Below are 20,811 nucleotides of genomic sequence, written 5' to 3'. Positions count from 1 at the left end.
TTAGAAGAATACAACCTAAAATGCAAAAAGTAAAAAGTTGTTCATCTCTCTCCTTCAAGGTTACATAAAGACTATAACAAAAATATGCATATATTGTGCAGAAAAAACAGGCAGAAAGAAATTCATATTAAATAGGTTATTCTTCCTTAAAAATACAACTAAGTTTTTGTTGGTAGTTATTAATAATGCAAAATTTCTTCATATTTTTTATGTAAAGTAAGTTTAAGGATATTACCAGATGAGGAGCAACTGCAATGAAAAAGATCATGATTATAGATGAAGATCAAGGATTGGTTAACTCTTTAAAGAACCTATTTTTGCCGTACTATCAATGTGTGAATCCTCAATCTTTCAAGGCGGCATTAACTTTTCTAAATTCGGAAGATATATCGCTCGTAATTCTGGAGCCTACATCATTATCTGAAAAGGAAGGTTGGACTGCATGTAGAGAACTAAGGAACACCTCTAACATCCCAATCTTGATTTTAAGTTCAAAAAAAGAAAGAAAAGATATACTAAATGGATTTAAGCATGGAGCAGATGATTATATAACCAAACCATTTAATGATGGGGAGCTTTTGGCAAGAGTAGAGGCTCTGTTAAGAAGAACTTCGGCTCATAAACAGATCGGGCTTTCTATTCAGGGATTAATATGGGATGAAAGAGGGTTTGATCTCACTTATAATGAGAAGTCAATTCCCTTAACACCGAAGGAATTTGCCCTTTTAGGAACATTGATAAAAAATCCTAACCATGTGTTTTCCCGTGAAGTGCTGCTGAAAATCATCTGGGAAAACAATGGCCAGACAGAAAACAGGACGATCGATTCACATATCAGAAATATTCGAGAAAAGTTAAGACAGTCAGGTTATCCCGTAGATCTATATTTAAATACAGTTTGGGGAACAGGATATCAATGGAACTCAAACGGAAAATCCTAAGTTTTAAGGGGGAAATTCCTTGTATATTAAAAAATTATCTAAAAATGGCCAAATCTTATTACCTGCAGCCCTTAAGAAAAATTTGGGTGTAATGGATGGGGAATTTATATATATATATCAGGAAGCTCGCAAGCTTGTGATAAGCAGGCACCATGAAGATGATCATTTAAATAAAGTGATTTTTAGAAATGGGAGGTTTTCTATCCCTATGGAACTAAGAAAAATGTTAAAGATCTGCACAAGCTCTATATTAAGGTTAGAAGCTCTTTCAGAAAAGGGTTCTATCTCAATTACAAATTTAGATAATACTGAAGATCAAAACCAATTTAGGATTTATCCGTAAACACTATTAAACTTTCTATGCAGTTTGATAAACTGCATCAAGGGAGCCACTCAGCTCCCTTTTCTTTTTATGGCAATAAAATATACTATAAATAATGAAGTGATGCTTAACCAAAAAGAAAAATATCCTATTTGTGGAATGTACTTACTTAATGGACCATACCAAGGCATCATGAAAAACACATAATCGATAACATCGTTGTGTAAAATCCAGACGGCAGCAACCGCCAAATGCCATATTCTTATACGATAATATGGAGCATACAGCAACCCTTGAATCGCCATAGCAGCATGAGACGCAATTAGCATGTAACCTGTCCAATGAAGGAACCCAGTAGCATAGTATGTAAAAATATTCATGAACACAGCCCAAACCCCGTATTTAAACAAGGTTACCGCAGCTAAAGCCTCAATTAGTGGAATATTCTTCCCAAAGAGAAAAGCCCCTAGAACTAAAACAAAAAATAAACTTGCTGTTGGGCTATCAGGTACGAATATTAGAAATTCAGGAGGAGTATTCTCCAGTTGATCCCCATACCAGATGTAGCCATAGATCGTCCCTATGAAATTTGATATAAGTAAAATCCATAAAACCCACCTCTTTTCCAGCAGGTTATAAAATCTCATCATTAATATTTCCCCCTATCTTGGATTCTCTATTGAGTTTTCAAATTATCACTTGGGGCTAGAAGCCTGGCTGTATCGTTTAAACCTTGTATCCTCCATGATTTTAGCCGGGAGATAACCCACCAGTACGAGTACATCAAAGTACAAAATTAGCTATTCATTCAATGAAATCTTTTTTGTAAGTGTTTTTTATTAATCCTGATTTTTACTACTATAAAAAATGCGATTGCTAAAATAAGACCGAGTCCAAAATAAAGTCCAATGTATTGTTCTTTTGATTCATTTTTTGTCTCCTTATTTTTCTCTTTTTCCTTTTCTTCCTTAGTTTTTTCAGTAATAGTTCCATTTTGCACAGCCGAAAGGAATTTTTCACTTGGATTCAAAACTGCCATTCTTTCCCCAACTATTATTGAATTATTCATATTTTCTTTGGTATTTTGAGTAAAATAAATCACCTTTTTGGCTGTATATGAACCATCATTTACTTTAAAAGAGGTTCCTTTAGCTATACTTGATGTCTTATAATGATTAAATCCATAATCTAGTAATTTCTTAGTGTCATCATACGCAAGCTCTTGAGATGATGCATTGAGCGTAACCACAATCAAGCTAAGCTCTTTTCTTTTAGCAGCTGTCACCAATGTGTGGCCAGACTGATCTACATATCCAGTTTTCCCACCTATGACCCCTTCATATGGTAACTCCCTCATAAGCTTATGATGAGTATATAGTGTCGTTTTCCATGTTGCCCCTTTCCACTCAAGCTCTTTGGTTCCGAAAATTTCACTGAATTCCTGGTTCTCCATTGCATATTGAGTTAACGTAGCTAAATCTTCAGCAGTAGTTACGTGTTCAGGGTTAAATAAGCCATGTGGGTTCATAAAGACTGTATTCTTTAAACCTAATCCAGCTAAATAGCTATTTAAGTTTTTTGAAAATGTCTCTATAGATCCATCCATATGCTCAGCTATAGCAACGCCAGCGTCATTGCCGGAATTAATAAGCAAACCTTGGATCAGCTTTCTAAGGGAGACTCTTTCCCCTTCTTCTAAATAAACCCTTGTACCTTCTATTTTCCTTGGGTTACTACCTATGGATACAATATCATTTAGATTTCCTTTTTCAATAGCATAAATGGCTGTAGCTATTTTTGTCAGGCTTGCTGGATACATCTCCTCAGTAGCTTTCTTTTCAAATAATATTTCTCCTGTATTTGCGTCTATCAAAATAGCAGATCCGCTTGACACCACCGGGGAGTCAGAAGCATGAATTGTCTTTTGAAACCCACTAAATAGCGATGCAATAAAAATAAGTACTATCACTTGTTTCATTTTTTCCTCCTCCAATACATGAAGCAATGAATTAAACATTAAGTGGTATATTCTCAAGAAATAATTTCTCAATATTTATATTTTTAAGTAACTACCATTTACGAAAAGCAGTTTTCTTTCATTGCGTTCAATATTTTTTATTATCAAAAATGTATTATAGAAAATAACTTTGAAGAAAATATGGAGGAGGAATAACTAAATTAATTACCATGCAAAAAAAACCTCTATTCAGATAAATAGAAGGCTACGATATTCTAAGTTTTAAACTCTAAATTTTTAAAAACACTTTATGTTTTTAAGAACGGGAAAGATAAAATTTTCAGTAGTTAACTAGAGATATATGAAAAGTTTAAATCAACCAAGTTATTCTTTACACACAGATGACATTTCTTATTACCAAACAGCAACTAGGATATGAAATAAACTTAAAACTCTCTATTTTTAATATCTTTTTTCTAATATTCAACTGTGATAATAGGATTTCCTATTGTAAGACTTATCAATTTTTCGTCTGTTTTTTTCTCAAACCTACTTGTAAATTCATTTTTTCGTTATTTTTTGTTTGTAAAGAGTTTTCCCATGAATTTTTATAAGCTGAAACAGCAACAAAATCTTCCTCTGTAAGTTGTTCAACTGGTTTAGCTAATAGTTTATCCAAAAGAATATTAGCCGTTTTACCTAAGTTCTGATGCTCAGAAGGTAGCATTTTAGACTTTACTGTAAAATAAAGATTATTTCTGTTATCCAGAGTTTTAGTTAGTTTTAAGTACTTATCTTTTGACCAATTCTCTCCGGTATAACTATATGTATGTAAAACTTTATACCTGTTTCCTTCTTTCAATGCTGTCAGTAAGATTTGCTCGCTAAATTTATTTCCAGTGGCATTTCCGGTTATTAAGATATGATGATCTTTAACTTTTTCTTCCTCCCATTTAAAGTTGGGATATTTATTTTTCAATTTTGCTTCTTGTTTTCTAAAAGTACCTAATGAATCTACATACCTATCGTCATACTTATAATAGATAGACCATTCATTAATGTCTGCGTTCAATTTTTCTAAACTATTTACTATATATATAAGGTTATCCTCTTTACCTTTTCCAATTTGAACATATGAAAAAATTAATACTATTACTGATAAACTTAATAGTGCTTGCTTCATGTCCATCCCTCCCTATCAGATAGTATGGTACAAGTTTTCTGATTTTATTCTTAATAATTTTGTAGCAGGTTAAATTGAAGAAGGAAGCACCCATTAAGAGTGCTTCCTTCTTCAATTCAGGGGTGAAACTTTGTCCTAGAACTATATAATAAACGAATTATATGCAGAAATTATGAAAGTGATTTTAATTTTAGGTTTCTGTTTTACTAATTTGCAATATGAAGGTAAAAAAGTAGTTAGTAGTAAAATTATAAGGTTCATTAGGGTTAGGTGATCCTTTCCCTCAAACATCCATTCTTGCTTACTGATTAAAATTCTTACAAGGAATTTAATAATTGTCTTCTATATAAGAATTAATTACTGTAATCTTTTCTTCGTTACTATCATCTATCCCCTACCAGAGTTTTCTTTACAGTGAATGCTTTACTTTTCTTCAAATCCTAAAGATTCAGGTAAACTTATGTAATTTTCATCAGCAATTTTTATAAACAAATCATTAATTTCTGGGTTTTCCCTGAAAAAATTCCTTAATGCATCACGGGCTTTAAAAGGATAAGGGAAAGCATTAAAGGTATTAGCAACGTTTTTAACAATGTCTCTATCTAATTCAAATTTTTTTAGATAGTATAAAGCAATTCTTACATTCTTATTAGCCCATTCAAAATCATTAAGAAGCATTCCCATTTCATGATGTTCAAAAAATAGCGATTGTCTAAGTTGCTGCATAAAACCCTTCTCAAGTAGAACTTCAAAATCACTTTCTCTTATATTTATATCAAACCCTTTGGTGATGATTTTCAAATATAATCTAATCCGACTATCAGCTGGTATTACGTTAAAACGAAGTAAAGATGCAAGTAATGGAAGGGACACCTTGGAACCTTTAAATAAATGAACTCTCCATGTTTTTCGTATTATTTCTTCATATTGGAGAAAATGTTGAAGCCTACTCGGACGGCCTTCAATAAAAGCTAAGTAGATCACTTCACTTTGGGTAATCTTTTCCGTTAATTCCCTAGAGATAGTTTGATCTGCAAGTATAAGTGATTCGATGAATTCCAGTTCCCTTTCATTTGTAAATAGACCAATAGGCCTTTCTTCTTCGAACATTTCAAATAACCTACTTACGAAACTAACCACATTTGATTGGTCTATAATTAATATAGCTTCACTTATTAAATTATTAAAAGGTTTATCTTCAGCAGTATAGTTTGTGTCAAAGTGATTCTTAATTTCATTTATTAATGAGCTTTGACTACCAGGCAATACAAATTGATTTAAATTGGCCTTAAGGAAGTACCAGAATGATTCTACATGGACGTCTGTAATAATATTTCGTTTTGAATGTGCACAATCATTCCTTCTGTTTTTCCAGTAAATTGCCTGTTGACGCAAATCTTCACTAATGTTAAAAAGTTTTTTCCCCGGATCACTTCTCTTAATGCAGTCTATTACTTCAGAATCCCAATTATCATCATCTCTTAGTCTAGTATGGATACTAAGCCAATAATGTTCATTTATATGTTCTGGTTTTGTAGCTTTTAATATTCTTTCTTTGATGATTGTTTGAAAAGCAAGGAATGAAAAAAGAAGGGCAGCTCTATATGCAGCTGCTTTGTAGCATTTTGCAGATTCCTCAAATAGATTATTAACTTCGATTGAGAATTGTCTTTCCTCAACCCAGGATTCAATATGTAAACGCATAATAACCTCCTAATTACAGATAGATTTAACCATCACTTTTCGTAAGGCGTACCTGTAGAATAATTATTTACTTCTATCTTCTAGAATTACTAATATACCTAGGAGTGTTGATACATTGACCATAACAGTAAAAATGTCTCCAATATTAAAATCATCTGTAAATAAAACGGCATAAATAATATAAGATACAGTAAGCCCAACCATCAAATAGTAGGTAAACCTACTTATCGATTTTTTATCTTTCTTATCTATAATCTGACTAATAATAGAATTTGGATCCTCACCATGTTTATTCTTTAAATGGTTACGTAATATTGCGTTTTCACGATGATACGTATTCACTATAAAAAGAGCAATTATATTTACTATAAGGGCCACTAATATAATAAAACTCATTACTTTGAAAATAACTGATATATTGTTCCGGGTCAGAAATAATATCATAATAAATAGTGAAACAGAAAATAGGATATAATATTTTATTTCTTTACTAACATTTGTATTCATGCAACCCACATATTGTTTTAAAATCTTTTAAATTTGTTTATTCTTCTTTATATCATTTGATCGGTTGGATATATGTCTATTTGGGGTACCGTCAGGAAAATGCGGATTTACAACGCTAAGCACATTTTCGAGGCGTTTCCCCCATTTTTAACAACGTTAAGAAAATTTCAGTGGTCTTAAAGAATCTAATGAGACCATTTTCTCCGAATTAAAATGGTATTCTCCCAATAAATTTATATGTTCCCAGCCTAAAGGTGACATATGGTGCAATAAATCTTCATTAAAACTACCTGTCCGTTTTTGGTATTCAACTGCTTTTGTTAGATGTAAAGTATTCCAGATACTGATGGCATTGATAATGATGTTTAAGGCACTGGCCCTTTGTAGTTGATGCTGTATCGTCCGTTCCCGCAGTTCCCCTTGTTTTCCAAAGAAAATAGCCCTTGCCAGACCATTCATAGCTTCTCCTTTATTCAATCCTCTTTGTATTTTTCTTCTTAAAGATTCATCCGAAATATAATTAAGAATAAAGATCGTTTTTTCTATTCGGCCCATCTCACGTAAAGCTGTAGCTAGGCTGTTTTGTCTTGAATAAGACCCTAATTTCCCCATAATAAGGGATGCTGAAACTGTTCCTTCCCTTATAGAATGGGCTAATCGCAAAACATCCTCATAATTTTCTTTAATGATTTTTGTATTTATTTGTCCACGTAAAATGGCTTCTAACTTTGGATATTCACTTGCTTTATCTATTGTAAATAATTTCGAGTCTGATAAATCTCTTATTCTTGGAGCAAATTTAAATCCTAATAAATGGGTCAGTCCGAATATTTGGTCCGTGTAGCCGGCCTTAATTGAACTAGTATTAGAAGTAGTTATTAACGTATCTTATGTTATCAACTACTTCTTTTTCATTTCTTTATAGATTCATTATGTATACTATGAATTTTATGGATACATAGTATCTAACGAAATGATTTTAGACCATGGGGGGATAATTTTGAAAGTACAAGAAGTTCTCATTCATGAGAAGAAAAGATTTCTGTTAATTGACAATGGGGGTATCCAGTTACTTCAGTTGCAAAGTATATAAAGTATTTAGATAACATTGGAAAAGCTGAAAGCACACTAAAGTCATACTGTTATCATCTAAAGCTTTACTTTCAATTCCTAGAGGAGTGTGGATTAGAATATCAAGAAGTAAACCTTGATATTTTGGCTCAATTCATCGGTTGGCTGAGAATTCCTGATCAATCAACAAAAGTCACTTATTTTGAAGAAACCTTGGCGAAACGATCAGAAAAAACGGTTAATACCATCATAACGTGTGTAATAGGGTTCTATGACTATTTGTCTCGTAGCGAGGATTATGGGGGAAATGTAAATGATCAATTAAAAAAGCAAGTCCCCGGTCGTTTTAAGCCTTTTAAACCTTTCCTTCATCACATTACAAAAGGGAATTCTTATGATAAAAACATTTTAAAGATTAAGGAACCAAAGCGTTTAATCAAAACATTGAGTAAAAATCAAATCCAAGTGATCCATGATGCGTGCAGTAATATACGAGATGAATTATTATTCCGTATTTTATATGAAGGGGGATTACGGATTGGAGAGGCCCTTTCTCTGTGGGTAGAGGATTTTGATATAGGTAAAAATGCTATTACGGTTAGGAAATCCAAAACATCCGATGGAGAAAAACGAAAAGTTTATGTATCTATTGAGACTATGAATCTCTTTCAAGATTATCTAATAGACTTTCATTCTTACGAAATTGATAGCAATTATGTTTTTATCTCCTTAACTGGACCTAATCGTGGTAAACCAATGACTGATGGTTCTGTTCGTTCCTTAATTAAAAGGATGAAGAAAAAAACAGAAATAGATTTTACCCCTCATATGCTCCGGCATACATATGCCACAGAGTTACATGCAGCAGGAGTAGATATTGCCATCATACAGAGGTTATTAGGGCATGCACACGTTCAAACAACCATACAGACTTATATCCATTCATCCGATGAAACCATACGTGAAAGCTGGAAACAAGCTCAATCAAATAAAAAAATGGGAAGAAGAGATAAATAATGATACATGGCACATTCAAAGTAAAACCCCTTCCCCACCATCTGGAACAGATAAATGAACCATTACTTGGATATTGGGCAAATGATGTGTGGAATGTACAAGAATGCCCCTTCTTGGATAAACATTATGATTGGAATAGAAAATTGATTTTTGATAAGGTACACAATCTTAGATTAAAAAATGAACTAAAATATTATTTTTATAAGGGGTTACAGGAGACAAGGATTTCGATTATCTATGCTTTTATGCATTATTCTCCATGTCTTAAAGTTTTTACAGAATTCATCTCTCGATATTATGCTAATTTAGATTCTATTATTGATATTCCGAAAGAAAAGTTTCTAATAGAATATCGAACATTTCTTGTAGAGAAAGGAAAATCAGTTGAGATTGTACACCGGAAAAAGTCATCACCATGGATGTCACCAACAGTTCAACCATCATTGTATATTAGACTATTTCTTCAAGTTTATGATTTTTATTATCACTTTTATGATGAACGAGAAGAAACAGATAAAGATTGTTGGGATGTACGAAAATTGAAGATTAATTATAACAATACAATCAGTAGGTATTCAATAGACTTTTCGAAGGTTCCGCAACCTTATAGACAATTATTTAAAAAATATATAAAGACTCGCCTAGTTGTGCAGCAATCCATCAGCTTTTCTACAGCAATATGTTATTTAAATAGACTTTCGTTTTTCTTCACCTTTTTGAAGGATAAACATCCTGAATGGAAAGAATTAAACGACCTATCTAGAATGGATATTGAAGAGTATATTGAATACTTACGACATTCCACTATTAAAAAGGGAAAATATTTAATTAATCCAGATCACAATTATGTAAATCGTTTTTTAATAGATCTTAAAACGTTTATCTCATATATACAGAAATTCGAATGGGAAGAAGCCCCGACAAAGTCAGTTATTTCACTATTGTCAATTGAGGATATCCCTAAAAAGAAAAGAGCAAAAGCTGATGAAATTAAATATATTCCGGATGAAGTATGGGAACAGTTAGTTTTCCATATTAACGAACTTTCCTCAGAACATATACCTATAATTCTTCTAATGGAAGCTACAGGTTTTCGTATTAGTGACGTTTTATCACTTAAAATTGACTGCTTAGTAAATCAAGAAGATGGCTGGTGGATTATCGGAGATCAAAGGAAAGTAAGTTATAAAAATCATAAAGTTCCTATTTCAGAAGAAATTGCTAATGTTGTCTTAGCGCAGCAAGAACTTACAAAAAAGAGATACTCTTTGGACACGAACCCTAAGAAATATTTGTTTCCAGTACTAAAAGGGAAAAGGATGGGTAATCCCATATCGCAGGATTCCATTAAGCTGAACCTTAATAAACTAGCAAACAGATGTAATATTAAGGACAAGGATGGAGAAATTTATTGGTTTAAAAATCATGCATTTCGACACCGTTACGGTGTTAATTTGATTAATAACGGAATGAATATCCTTCATGTTCAAAAACTGATGGCACATGCCAGTCCTGAAATGACATTAGTCTATGCCCAAATTCATGACCAGACACTCCGTGATGAATGGGAAAAGGCTCGAGATAATGGCGCAGTAAGACTAGATACTCATGGAGAAGTTATTGTCGCTGATTTAGCTCAACAGGCTGAAGAAAATGGAGTTGAACTGGAGTGGATACGTCACAATATGGACTCTATTCGTTTAGATCATGGGTTTTGTGTAAAAAGCCCAAAACTTCATTGTGATTTTCTTGAACAGACCTTGGAACCACCGTGTATTAAAAACAATTGCCGAAGTTTTCACGTTGACAAGACTTTTCTCGACTATTATCAAGAACAGATATTTAAAATGGAAGCTGATATTGAAGTATACAAAAAATCCGGAAGGTTACGTTCCATTGAGTTAATTGAACCCAAATTAAAAAGATATAAAGAATTAGCAAGTGGTTTACTACATACTGGTGGTATCTTTGGTTTAGAAAAACCTAGACGTGAGTATGTTGGAGATGAACGTGAGAAGGTGATGCAAAATGTCTAATGAAAACCCAAATACCGAAGGTATTATAAAACACGCAAAGTTGAAAACGGAAAAGACCATTCAAAAAGTTGAAGAAGCGATCAAAAGGATGATAAAAAAACAACTGAAAATCAATTTTAACTCTGTATCTGCAGAATCAGGGGTTTCAAAGGCATTTCTATACAGAAATACAGAACTCCGAGATCGAATCGAAACACTTCGTAAACAACAAGAAGGTCTCCCCTCAATAAAACAAGTTAAAAGGAATATGAGTGACACATCAAAAGATGTAATTATCGCTTCCTTACGAAAGCGAGTCAAGCATTTAGAAAAGGAAAATAAAGAAATTAAAGAACAACTAAAAATTCAATTTGGGAAGATTTATGAGGGAATTTAAGTTCCAAAAATTTTCCCTTCCCAGTTTGATATTTTTGTGTAAAATGCCATTAAAAGATAAGTTGTATTCCGCAATCACGCCAAATTGCCGAATAAGGATTATTGAAAAATGGCAGTTTTTTTAAGATAGTAAGATCGATTAGTAAATAATACTTTTCTTGACCCTGTACTATGGTACAGGGTTTATACTATATATGAGGTGAGATAGATGCAATATCGTATTGGGGAACTGGCTGAGAGGTGTGGTGTTAACAAGGAGACCATTCGGTATTATGAGCGTTTAGGTTTAATTCCAGAACCTAATCGTACCAAAAAAGGATACCGAATGTTTTCCCTACAAACGGTTGATCGATTGAATTTCATAAAACGGATGCAGGAATTGGGATTTACCTTAAATGAAATTGATAAATTGCTAGGGGTTGTCGATCACAACGAAGCAAAGTGCCGTGACATATATGATTTCACTGTTCTTAAATTAGAGGACATCGAGCGTAAAATTGAAGATCTTAAAAAAATTGAACAAATGTTGATAGACCTTAAAGAAAGATGTCCTGAAAACAAAAATATTTATGAATGTCCTATTATCGAAACTTTAATGGATTAAGAAAAGAAAGCAAAAGAATTTTTATAGAAATAATAAATTGTAAAGGTGGAAGAATGATGGAAGATTGTTGTAGTAACGTTAATGAAATAAAAATTGATAGTAATGGTAATTGTCCATCATGTAAAAATAAAGCTAAAAATGTAAAATTGATTACACTAAAATCATTACTTAAACCATCTGCATTAGAAACATTAAACGCTAAAGAAAATCACTATTTTTGTTCAACTGAAGACTGTGATGTAGTCTATTTTGATACGAATAATAAAAAGTACCTTGTATCTGACATAAAGGTAGCCGTTCATCAAAAAGATGGCTCAGTAACTACACCAATTTGTTATTGTTTTGATTGGACAAAAAAATTAAACAATATTCTGAAGAAGGAATTCCCCCTAATCCAGTAGAACATATTCGTGAAAATATAAAAGAAAATCGGTGTGGGTGCGAGATAAATAATCCTCAAGGTAGTTGTTGTTTAGGAAATGTTACAAAGTTCATTAATCAATTTTCGTAGGAGGATTTTATGGATTATTGTGAAAATATGAGGGAAATGATTGGAAATTCGCCTTTGATAATAGTACGACCAAGTGTAGCTATCATGAATAATCAAGGAGAAATTTTACTGAATAGATACAAAGGTGGAACATGGAGTGTTCCCGGTGGAATATTGCAGTTAAATGAGTCAGTTGAGGAATGTATTAAAAGAAATGTACAAGATGATTTAGGGCTAACGATAAATTCATTACAATTATTTGGTGTTTATTCTGGTCTGGATCTCTATACGAAGCTAGAGGGTGGTGAAGATGAGTACCACATCGTCGCAATAGGATATTTATGTACGGACTATGAAGGTGAAGTAACGCCTGATGCAAATCAAGCAATTGAAGCTGAATTTTTTAAATTAGAACAGTTACCTGAAGAAACAGACCCTTTTATTAAGAATAAGTTGGTTGAATTAAAAGGAAAACTTGAAAAAATATAATGTAAAGGTTAATTCTTATGTTGTTCCGACATATCTCTTTTCTCTTAGGATAAAATGTTATTGCTACCCCTAATTGTGCAAAAGTGTGTATTAGTAAAATAACTTAGGGGCCTTTCGCAATACCTTCTCAATTTTCTGATATTAAGCAATCAGGCGCGATTATTGAATAGATGGCTAACGACTTTGAATCGTTAGTCATTTTTAAATCATTCTTTAAATACATGTCTATAATGAAAGAACACACTTAAATTCTAACTTTTTTATAAAAGGTATTGATAACCGGCTGTGTCTGTATAATGCTCCTCTATGTTTAGATCCGTTTCATGGTGCAACAAACCATCCAAAACATGAATTGCATCCCTTGAATTTGTATGAATAATCTTTGTGTAGTAAGAAGAGAATTGATCACTAGTAAAACGGTAGATGGTGGCTCCTTTTCCAGTCCCGTAATGTGGGTTTGCATCTGCATGAAGTGATGAAACACCTAGCTGCATTCTCATACCATCTGACGAGGATGTTGTACCGTCGCCCCAATAGGAGGACAATTGTAATTTGTGATGAAAATTTACTAATACAGCTTGGGCTTTATTCATGGCATCTTCATGCATGCGCCATTGAGATACATTGGCTAATTGTTTATACGTAAGGCCGGGTGTTGCTTCAGCCATTTTGCTTAAACCAATATTCATTCCCATTCCTAAAAGGGCAGCCATAATAATAGTCGTTTCTTCTTTATCCGGTTTTCGATTGTTAGAAGCATGGGTGAATTGCTCATGGAATCCTGTAATATGAGCAACATCCATAAGTAGATCAGTTAATTTTGTTCTTGGTAGCATCTGATACAGGCTTGCACTAAATTTCTTTGCTTCTTCTGGAAAATCTTTTTCTAAGCGTGCAATCGACAACTTTCCTTTTTCAAGAGAAACTCCATCTAACTTGTTGGAATTAGAAGCTAACCACTTTAACCTTTCATTAAGACTGCTGGTTCTCTCCGTCATATAATCTTCGAATGATAAACTAACTGATAATCTCGTATTCTCCTTCGTTTGGCTCCATGTATCTTCTGAAAACAAATATTCCTCAAAATCTCTATACTGTCTGCTGCCAACAATGGAAACATCTCCTGCCCGAACATGCTCCCGAAGTTCTGTTAAAACAGCCATTTCATAGTAATGACGATTGATTGTTGTACCATCATCCTCGTATAAATGCTTTTTCCAACGTTTTGAAATAAAATCCACAGGCGAGTCATCAGGCACTTTTCGCTTTCCCGATTCGTTCATTCCTCGGATAATCTCAACAGCTTGTAAAAGTGGCTCATTTGCCTTTGTTGAATGAAATTCCAATACCCTTAATAGCGTTGGCGTATATTTTCTAAGTGAATAAAATCGTTTTTGCAGTAAGTCTAAATAATCATAGTCGGCTGGACGTGCAAGTTCTTGTGCTTCTTCCACCGAGGAGACAAAAGAAGTCCATTCAATAACGGATTCTAAAACCTCAAATACGTCTAATTTTTCCTTCTTTGCTTTAATTAAGGCTTGTCCGATATTCGTAAAGTGTATAACCTTCTCATTTAGCTTTTTACCGTTTTGTTTCTGAATTTCTTCTTGAGCCTTACGGCCTTTTGATAACAGACTGAGTATTTGTCTATCATGAATTTCAAAAGCTTTATCCGTTAATTCCTGAGTAAGATGTAATAAATAGACGGTTAATATCGAATATCGTTTATGTTCCTGAAAGTCACGGAATGCATAAGGCTCATATCTTGAACCTAAGCGAGATAATTGTAAAAGGCGATTGCGGTGCAAATGACTAATTTGTACCGTTTCTAATTCCATTCTCCGTAGGTATTCGAGTCGTTCTATTATTTTTAGAAATGTTTCGGGTGAAGGATGACCCGGTGGTTCCTTTAACCAACCCAAAATCGTTTTATTGGATTCGGATGGATGCTGTGATGTAATGATCTCTTCAAGTTTTACTTTTTGCTCATTTGTTAGGGACTGACTAACCGTATTAAATAGCTTCTTTTCAGCCATTGTTCTTGCCTCCCACACCATTCGCTCAAGTGTAGTGATAGCAGGCAGTATGATTTTGTTTTTTCTTAGAAAGTCGATACATTCATGTAGTAGATGAATGGCATCGCCATTTTCCAAAGCTAATTGATGAAGATGCTTAAATGTCATTCTGTATTCTTTTAGGGTAAAAGTTACAAAATCATATTCACTTCGAATTTCTTTCAAATGATCCCAAAGTGTATTTTCTCTTTGAGGATAAAGACTAAGTGAAAATGGACTGGCACCAATTTGTTTTGATATATAATGTATGAACGAATCTGAGATGCTTTTGATATGAGTGTATGGCCAACCGGGATATCGAAGAACGGCTAATTGAACGGCGAACCCTAAACGGTTTTCTTCCCTCCTTCGCTTATTTATAATTTCTAAATCTCGTTTGGAAAAAGTGTAGTAGGTTCCCAATATCCATTCATCTTCAGGAATTTGCATTAGAGCCAGTCTCTGATCTGGTGTAAGTAATTCTCTACCCCTTGCAACTTTCATACAGTATCATCTCATTTCTGCAATTATTCAGTTAAGTAGTTTAATTATATATCAATAGAGTGTACTCTATTGATACAAGTGAAGTAGACTGATAGAATCATAGTTAAGAGTGTCTCACAAGACTTGTCTCAAAAGTGAGGTGGTATTTTTGCGAAAGATCGGTTATATACGTGTCAGTTCGACTAGCCAAAATACTTCAAGGCAATTTCAGCAGCTGAACGAGATCGGAATGGATATTATTTATGAAGAGAAAGTTTCAGGAGCAACAAAGGATCGCGAGCAACTTCAAAGAATGTTAGGGAATTTACAGAAAGATGACATCATTTATGTTACAGACTTAACTCGAATCACTCGTAGTACACAAGATCTATTTGAATTAATCGATAACATACGAGGTAAAAAGGGAAGCTTAAAATCACTAAAAGATACATGGCTAGATTTATCAGAAGATAATCCATACAGCCAATTCTTAATTACGGTAATGGCTGGTGTTAACCAATTAGAGCGAGATCTTATTCGTATGCGACAACGTGAAGGGATTGAGTTGGCTAAGAAAGAAGGAAAATTTAAAGGTCGGTTAAAGAAGTATCATAAAAATCACGCAGGAATGAATTATGCAGTAAAGCTGTATAAGGAAGGGAATATGACTGTAAATCAAATTTGTGAAATCACAAATGTATCAAGAGCTTCATTATACAGAAAGCTATCAGATCCGGACAATTAGTTGATCTTTAGTCCAATAATGGGCAAGGTAATATTAGCTTGTAAGAGGAAGTGTGCATTTTGATAAAATAATAAAATATAAAAGCCTATGTCAAATTGAATATTAAAATCTTTGACATAGGCTCTTTATTTCAATTATCAAATCACTTATTTATTTCCCCACTTTTAATATGTTTTAGTGTTTTTTGATTTATTGAGACAAAAAAGGCTGAAGCGAAAAGTAGAAATGCAGCTAATAAAAATGTAAATCTCACACCAAATTGATCAGCAAATATCCCAAATAAAATAGTTGAAACACCAAATGTTCCAAAGACGATACTATCCTGTGCAGAGTATACCTTTGATAATAATTTTGAATTAACACTCGTTTGGACTATAGTTTGTTGAGCAACTCCCTTAATTTGACTACCAAAACCGAAAAAAGGGAAATGACAAGTGCGAGCCAAGGAGTTGAAATTAATCCAAAAATAAGTGTAGTAATACTGGTAAGAAATGCTCCACTAATGATTACAAATCTCAAATTATTAGTTATTGTTTGTGACCACTTTAAACTAATAAAACCAGCGATCATTAAACCAGCAAAAAAGCTTGAATTGATATATCCCCACCAATTTTCACTAACCTGTAGAACTTCTTCAACATAGATATACAGAATAGCTGCAACCCATACCACATTTGCTATGGATTCCGTAAATTCTACAATCGTAATTGTTCTTAAAGAAGGTGTCTTCCATATTGTATTCCATCCTTCCAGCAAAACCTTCTTTGTCATTTTTTCTGATTCTTGTTCGTCTTTATTGAGTTCATCCTCAATTCTATCTAAATCCTTAATTAAAAACATAAAAATGGTTGAAATAACGAATAATATAGTTGTTATAATTAGTAGATTACCTGATCCTAATAGAGTGATTAAAATACCAGCTGCTGGCCATCCTCCTAAAGTGATTGTCTGATCGACTATAGAAAGAAAACTATTTACTTTAACCAATTTCTCCTCTGAATCGAAATACCTGGGAATCAATGAATCTCTAGCAGGGCTAGCCCACCCATCTAGAAATGAAATAAACATTACAAATACAAAGGTGAAAATTATATTATCTATTGAAAAAAGATAGATTGAATTTACTGTGAGCATTAATACAATGATTGTTTTACCAAACTGTGAAAATGCCAAAAGTGGCTTCGTTCTATATCTTTCTAAAAGAATAGGAGCAATAAAACCACTAATAAACCTTGAAACTGTATTAACAAAAGGAAATAGAGCCATATAAAATGCAGACCCAGTGATTTCGTACACTATTGAAATTATGCTTACTATATATAATATGTCTCCTAAATTTGCAATTGACTGGCCTATCCATAAAAAACGGAAAGATGTTTTTATTTGCAAAAAATATACTCCTTTACATATAATTTGAGTACTATTTATTAGGATTACATATTTTAATCACCTCTACTCTATTCTTCTCCTTTGAAAAAAATTAAATTCGGCTATGTAATAATTACACGGAAAACACTTCTTTTGCAATTAACTTATATGATTTTATCCTATCTTCAAAACAGAAAGTATTAGTTAAGATCATAATTTCATCTACTTTATATGTATTTTGTATATCTATTAGTTTTTTTCACTTCTGTTGGTGATCCTATTATCATTTTATTCTTAAAGTTTCTTATTAATTCCATCTCTTGTCGACTAAAAGTATAGCCGTTTGACTCTATAAAAGACGGAAGTCCTTTATCGCCAATGCCTGTTGATAATTGTACCTCCCATAATAAAGCACTTCTTGCAAGCTCCTGGGCGCGTTCATTTGTCTCTGCACAAATCACAAAAACAGCAAAAATTGTTTTCGGTTTAATGCCGCTTTCTTTACCTTTTAAATTATTATGATAATAATTCATGATTTCTGAGCTTTTGTTTGCACTTAAAAAGTGACCAAATGCATAAGGGACCCCGTATAATGCTGCAAGCCTCGCGCTTTCTAAAGAAGTTCCTAGAATCCATAATTGTGGAGGAACTGATGGGATTGGATAAGCATTTATAGTCGAATACGGGTGTTTATGTGGGAAACTATTATCAAGAAAGTCTTTAAGCTCTTTCACAGTATCGGGAAATTTTTTTGCTTGCTCCGAAAAATTATCCGAAAGAGCTAACTTCGCTTCTGGAGAGCCTCCAGGACCTCTTCCTACTCCTAAATCTATTCGGTTAGGAAATAGAGATGAAAGCAAATTAAATGTTTCAGCTATTTTATAAGGTTTATAGTAGGGGAGAAGTGTAGCTCCAGAACCAAGACGGATAGTTTCAGTATTAGCACCAATGTATCCGAGCATAACTTCAGGTGATGGGCAACAGAGCGCAGATATATTATGATGTTCAGCGATCCAAAATCTTGTATAACCAAATTCTTCTCCGGCCTTTGCCAATCTGGTGGAATCCTCTAAAACATCCTTTGCTGTTTTCCCTACAGCGAGAGTAGCCAAATCAAGAATGCTTAATTCCATTCAATAAACACCTTTCTTTCCATTGATCCTTTTAAATTTTTTTCTGTAATAGATTGACAGCACGGAATATATGCTTGCAGAAAAAGTTCTCTGCAAGCATAGTTTTCAAGTAATCATTTACCGCTTAGAGATAGTGTAATACTATCGAAATCATAAGTATTGATAAAGTGATTCATTTCTTTAAGTATTTCTAGTCCACGTTCTCCTAAGAATTGAGTTTTATCATTCATTTCTACGATAGTACGTTTCAGATCTTCTTCGTACATTCTAGATTTCTTTTTATCGCTTAACAAATGGTACATATGCATTATTCCAATAGATACATTAGCAGCGTGGAAAGATTTGTCTAATGGCCGCTTCTTTTTTAAAATCGTCGACGTAGTAAGAGCTTCTTCATTCTCACAAGAAAGGGGATCTGGGAAAATACAATTGACCATGTCATCCAAGAATAAACTATTATGAATAAATTCATGGTAAAGTGCTTCAGCATAGTCGATCACGGTCCATCTCTTAGGGGTTAAGCCATATTAAGCCTAATAAACCAGAGACAGAACCCCCACCAAATCCTTCTTTCTTAATAAAGTAGAGGGTTCCAATGTGTTTATTAATTAGGTAGTGGAGATCAGGATGGAGTAATTTTATTAAATCTAACGCTTTTTCAACATTATAAACAATTTCTCTGCGTTCCTCTTCGTTGAATAAATGTTTATCATCTAAGGTATCCTTTTTTTCTATTAAGTAATTATTGATTAAATGTTCACACAGAATATCGCTATCAAAAATTATCTTAATATTATCCAATTCAAAAGGAATCTGTGATTGTTGAAGGGCGTTTAATGTTTGAATAAAGTATCCTTTTTTTCATTATCAGGAATTCCGCTACTAGTACCTTCCCCAAAATGATAATCAATAACAGCATCAATGTTTCTGTTAATTTCCCTTTTGTTTAAAAAAGTTAGGTTTGTTTTCTTTGAGACAACGCTACTCAATATTTTTACAACCCCTTTCGATAATTACTGGTTAGGGGCAAGCCCCTTATGACTTAATAGGGGGCTTGCCCCAATCAAATCACTGCTTACTCCTCGCTTGTTTTATTACCTTCATCATGTAATTGCATTACTAGGACGACAACAACACGTCTTCCTTTTTCATTAAAATGGTTCTTTGAGAATAGCTTTATGTTTTCATTGATTTTAGACATCAGCCCACCTCCTTTTTCCAAATTCAGAATTATAATACAATATTCTGTTTTAAATTTCAAATATTTTCTATTAATTTAAAATATTGTAATTATTTATTTTGTTGTTTTATAATTATTTTATTAAATCTATTTGAAAAAGAGAGGAGGGTTTAGTATATTATCAAATAAAAAAGCGAGGGAGTATGCTTACATTAACTTTCCAATGGCAACTGTTTTAAAAGAGAACTTAGATAAATACATCTCACAAAATTACAATATTAGTGTATTTGAATTTATGGGGAATCTTTTTGATATTAAATCTCTAAGCAGACCCGTTAATCTAGATTGTATGAATTGTCACTTAGCGCATTTCTCACTTTGTTGTGATGGCTCTCCCTATCCCCCAACTAAGGAAGATATTAATAAGGTATACAACCACGTAGATAATATTTTTAAAGAAACTCAATCAAATTCCGACTATTTTAAATCAAAAAAATATTATAGTGAAAACGGGATATTAGATAAAAACGGAAGCTTTATAGAGCATTGTGGGAAGTGTATATTTTCAATTAAAATAGGTGAAAAAGGCTCACATGGTTGTGCAATTCATGGTTATGCAATAAAGAACAATATAAACTACACAAAACTAAAACCCAAGGGTTGTATGATGTATCCTTTAGATATAGTAAAGTTATCAGATAATAGTGATTTTGTTTTTGGTGCTGATGATAATACAGTACTTGATGTCGTAAAACTAACTGAAAATGATGAAGTTATTTTATCAACAGTTAATGATAATAAAGGTTTCAGCAGATGGAATAAGTTTGATTTGAACTATATCTGTTTGAACAAAAATCATCGTAAACTCATCATGGATACTAGGAAACCACAGAGCGAATATAGTAAAGCATCACTTCCTGATGGTGTGTTTGTTTTAGATGAATACGTTCCTGCTTACGAACAAGAAAAACGATTTATAAAAGAATTATATGGTAATGAGACATATGAGTTTATTAGATCAAAAAGTGAACTACTAACTGAAAAGGGAATGCTCTCATTTTAGAATAGGAAATGTATTAAAAGTTTGACATTTCCTATTTCATAGAACTGTTGATTGGAAGGAGAACATGAATAAAACATTAGTCAATTTTA

Annotated in this window: 19 protein-coding genes and 3 pseudogenes; 10 read left to right on the top strand and 12 right to left on the bottom strand. The window is 33.0% G+C overall.

Annotated elements, in window-relative coordinates:
* Window positions 1-254: 254 nt before the first annotated feature.
* Together M5V91_RS29085 and M5V91_RS29080 are read left to right on the top strand one after the other, a co-directional pair.
* Window positions 255-941: a response regulator transcription factor gene (locus M5V91_RS29085; RefSeq protein WP_009335994.1), complete on the top strand. Its 687-nt coding sequence runs from the start codon at window positions 255-257 to the stop codon at window positions 939-941.
* Window positions 942-960: 19 nt separating this feature from the next.
* Window positions 961-1,284 carry a hypothetical protein gene (locus M5V91_RS29080; protein ID WP_009335993.1) on the top strand — a complete coding sequence of 108 codons (324 nt, stop codon included), beginning with the start codon at window positions 961-963 and terminating at the stop codon, window positions 1,282-1,284.
* A gap of 50 nt (window positions 1,285-1,334) precedes the next feature.
* Here M5V91_RS29080 and lhaT read toward each other — a convergent pair whose 3' ends face one another.
* The 6 genes and pseudogenes from lhaT to M5V91_RS29050 all read right to left on the bottom strand — a co-directional run.
* The gene (lhaT, locus tag M5V91_RS29075; protein ID WP_009335992.1) at window positions 1,335-1,913 is read right to left on the bottom strand and encodes a lipoprotein heptaprenylglyceryl N-acetyltransferase LhaT; all 579 of its coding nucleotides are present in this window, start codon (window positions 1,911-1,913) and stop codon (window positions 1,335-1,337) included.
* Between the two features lie 158 nt (window positions 1,914-2,071).
* Window positions 2,072-3,241, bottom strand: a complete 1,170-nt coding sequence (locus M5V91_RS29070) for a D-alanyl-D-alanine carboxypeptidase family protein (protein ID WP_009335991.1) — start codon at window positions 3,239-3,241, stop codon at window positions 2,072-2,074.
* Between the two features lie 499 nt (window positions 3,242-3,740).
* Window positions 3,741-4,403, bottom strand: a complete 663-nt coding sequence (locus M5V91_RS29065; RefSeq protein WP_009335990.1) for a YwmB family TATA-box binding protein — start codon at window positions 4,401-4,403, stop codon at window positions 3,741-3,743.
* A gap of 423 nt (window positions 4,404-4,826) precedes the next feature.
* Window positions 4,827-6,107, bottom strand: a complete 1,281-nt coding sequence (locus M5V91_RS29060) for a hypothetical protein (protein ID WP_009335989.1) — start codon at window positions 6,105-6,107, stop codon at window positions 4,827-4,829.
* Between the two features lie 63 nt (window positions 6,108-6,170).
* Window positions 6,171-6,614, bottom strand: coding sequence for a hypothetical protein (locus M5V91_RS29055; RefSeq protein WP_034297798.1), 444 nt, complete (start codon window positions 6,612-6,614; stop codon window positions 6,171-6,173).
* Window positions 6,615-6,770: 156 nt separating this feature from the next.
* Window positions 6,771-7,463, bottom strand: a pseudogene (locus M5V91_RS29050) (Tn3 family transposase); the annotation flags it as partial.
* Window positions 7,464-7,829: 366 nt separating this feature from the next.
* Here M5V91_RS29050 and M5V91_RS29045 point away from each other — a divergent pair.
* The 6 genes and pseudogenes from M5V91_RS29045 (at window position 7,830) to M5V91_RS29020 (ending at window position 12,696) form a co-directional block, all read left to right on the top strand.
* Window positions 7,830-8,702, top strand: coding sequence for a phage lytic cycle repressor MrpR family protein (locus M5V91_RS29045; protein WP_369426019.1), 873 nt, complete (start codon window positions 7,830-7,832; stop codon window positions 8,700-8,702).
* A complete protein-coding gene (locus M5V91_RS29040) occupies window positions 8,702-10,738 on the top strand; it encodes a tyrosine-type recombinase/integrase (protein WP_019379927.1) in 2,037 nt (678 codons plus the stop codon). The genes M5V91_RS29045 and M5V91_RS29040 overlap by 1 nt, the downstream gene beginning before the upstream one ends.
* A complete protein-coding gene (locus tag M5V91_RS29035) occupies window positions 10,731-11,114 on the top strand; it encodes a DUF6262 family protein (protein WP_019379928.1) in 384 nt (127 codons plus the stop codon). Before M5V91_RS29040 ends, M5V91_RS29035 begins: the two co-directional genes overlap by 8 nt.
* A gap of 207 nt (window positions 11,115-11,321) precedes the next feature.
* Window positions 11,322-11,717: a mercury resistance transcriptional regulator MerR1 gene (gene merR1 / locus M5V91_RS29030; protein WP_019379929.1), complete on the top strand. Its 396-nt coding sequence runs from the start codon at window positions 11,322-11,324 to the stop codon at window positions 11,715-11,717.
* A 56-nt stretch (window positions 11,718-11,773) separates the two neighbouring features.
* Window positions 11,774-12,228, top strand: a pseudogene (locus M5V91_RS29025) (putative iron-sulfur cluster-binding metallochaperone).
* A gap of 9 nt (window positions 12,229-12,237) precedes the next feature.
* Window positions 12,238-12,696: an NUDIX domain-containing protein gene (locus M5V91_RS29020; RefSeq protein WP_019379931.1), complete on the top strand. Its 459-nt coding sequence runs from the start codon at window positions 12,238-12,240 to the stop codon at window positions 12,694-12,696.
* 275 nt (window positions 12,697-12,971) lie between these two features.
* Here M5V91_RS29020 and M5V91_RS29015 read toward each other — a convergent pair.
* A pseudogene (locus M5V91_RS29015) lies at window positions 12,972-15,254 on the bottom strand (Tn3 family transposase); the annotation flags it as partial.
* Between the two features lie 148 nt (window positions 15,255-15,402).
* On the opposite strand from M5V91_RS29015, the gene M5V91_RS29010 reads away from it, so the two are divergent.
* On the top strand, window positions 15,403-15,978 hold the full coding sequence (locus tag M5V91_RS29010) for a recombinase family protein (RefSeq protein ID WP_009335987.1): 576 nt from the start codon (window positions 15,403-15,405) through the stop codon (window positions 15,976-15,978).
* A 372-nt stretch (window positions 15,979-16,350) separates the two neighbouring features.
* On the opposite strand, the gene M5V91_RS29005 is transcribed toward M5V91_RS29010, so the two are convergent.
* The 5 genes from M5V91_RS29005 to M5V91_RS28985 all read right to left on the bottom strand — a co-directional run bounded on the left by M5V91_RS29005 (window position 16,351) and on the right by M5V91_RS28985 (window position 19,680).
* Window positions 16,351-17,367, bottom strand: a complete 1,017-nt coding sequence (locus M5V91_RS29005) for an MFS transporter (protein ID WP_284522409.1) — start codon at window positions 17,365-17,367, stop codon at window positions 16,351-16,353.
* A gap of 206 nt (window positions 17,368-17,573) precedes the next feature.
* Window positions 17,574-18,479: an MsnO8 family LLM class oxidoreductase gene (locus M5V91_RS29000; RefSeq protein WP_369426018.1), complete on the bottom strand. Its 906-nt coding sequence runs from the start codon at window positions 18,477-18,479 to the stop codon at window positions 17,574-17,576.
* A 113-nt stretch (window positions 18,480-18,592) separates the two neighbouring features.
* Window positions 18,593-18,979, bottom strand: coding sequence for a hypothetical protein (locus M5V91_RS28995; protein ID WP_009335984.1), 387 nt, complete (start codon window positions 18,977-18,979; stop codon window positions 18,593-18,595).
* Window positions 18,980-18,989: 10 nt separating this feature from the next.
* Complete coding sequence (locus tag M5V91_RS28990; RefSeq protein WP_284522408.1) at window positions 18,990-19,280, bottom strand: hypothetical protein; 291 nt, start codon at window positions 19,278-19,280, stop codon at window positions 18,990-18,992.
* Between the two features lie 274 nt (window positions 19,281-19,554).
* Window positions 19,555-19,680 carry a hypothetical protein gene (locus tag M5V91_RS28985; RefSeq protein ID WP_256815743.1) on the bottom strand — a complete coding sequence of 42 codons (126 nt, stop codon included), beginning with the start codon at window positions 19,678-19,680 and terminating at the stop codon, window positions 19,555-19,557.
* A 130-nt stretch (window positions 19,681-19,810) separates the two neighbouring features.
* Here M5V91_RS28985 and M5V91_RS28980 point away from each other — a divergent pair, with 130 nt between their 5' ends.
* Window positions 19,811-20,722 (top strand): DUF3109 family protein, encoded by a 912-nt coding sequence (locus M5V91_RS28980; RefSeq protein ID WP_009335983.1) that lies wholly within the window; start codon window positions 19,811-19,813, stop codon window positions 20,720-20,722.
* Window positions 20,723-20,811: the final 89 nt, after the last annotated feature.

The sequence above is a fragment of the Cytobacillus pseudoceanisediminis genome, assembly GCF_023516215.1.
Classification (GTDB): Bacteria; Bacillota; Bacilli; order Bacillales; family Cytobacillaceae; genus Cytobacillus; species Cytobacillus pseudoceanisediminis.
The sequence above is the reverse complement of the archived record's forward strand: the minus strand, read 5'-3'. Positions and strand labels throughout refer to the sequence as shown.

Bases quoted from the DNA above. Each gene is read 5' to 3' on its own strand.
- M5V91_RS29070 (WP_009335991.1), bottom strand. From the start codon at position 3,241: ATGAAACAAGTGATAGTACTTATTTTTATTGCATCGCTATTTAGTGGG.
- M5V91_RS29065 (WP_009335990.1), bottom strand. From the start codon at position 4,403: ATGAAGCAAGCACTATTAAGTTTATCAGTAATAGTATTAATTTTTTCA.
- M5V91_RS29085 (WP_009335994.1), top strand. From the start codon at position 255: ATGAAAAAGATCATGATTATAGATGAAGATCAAGGATTGGTTAACTCT.
- lhaT (WP_009335992.1), bottom strand. From the start codon at position 1,913: ATGATGAGATTTTATAACCTGCTGGAAAAGAGGTGGGTTTTATGGATT.
- merR1 (WP_019379929.1), top strand. From the start codon at position 11,322: ATGCAATATCGTATTGGGGAACTGGCTGAGAGGTGTGGTGTTAACAAG.
- M5V91_RS29055 (WP_034297798.1), bottom strand. From the start codon at position 6,614: ATGAATACAAATGTTAGTAAAGAAATAAAATATTATATCCTATTTTCT.
- M5V91_RS29035 (WP_019379928.1), top strand. From the start codon at position 10,731: ATGTCTAATGAAAACCCAAATACCGAAGGTATTATAAAACACGCAAAG.
- M5V91_RS29040 (WP_019379927.1), top strand. From the start codon at position 8,702: ATGATACATGGCACATTCAAAGTAAAACCCCTTCCCCACCATCTGGAA.
- M5V91_RS29060 (WP_009335989.1), bottom strand. From the start codon at position 6,107: ATGCGTTTACATATTGAATCCTGGGTTGAGGAAAGACAATTCTCAATC.
- M5V91_RS29000 (WP_369426018.1), bottom strand. From the start codon at position 18,479: ATGGAATTAAGCATTCTTGATTTGGCTACTCTCGCTGTAGGGAAAACA.
- M5V91_RS29020 (WP_019379931.1), top strand. From the start codon at position 12,238: ATGGATTATTGTGAAAATATGAGGGAAATGATTGGAAATTCGCCTTTG.
- M5V91_RS28985 (WP_256815743.1), bottom strand. From the start codon at position 19,680: ATGTCTAAAATCAATGAAAACATAAAGCTATTCTCAAAGAACCATTTT.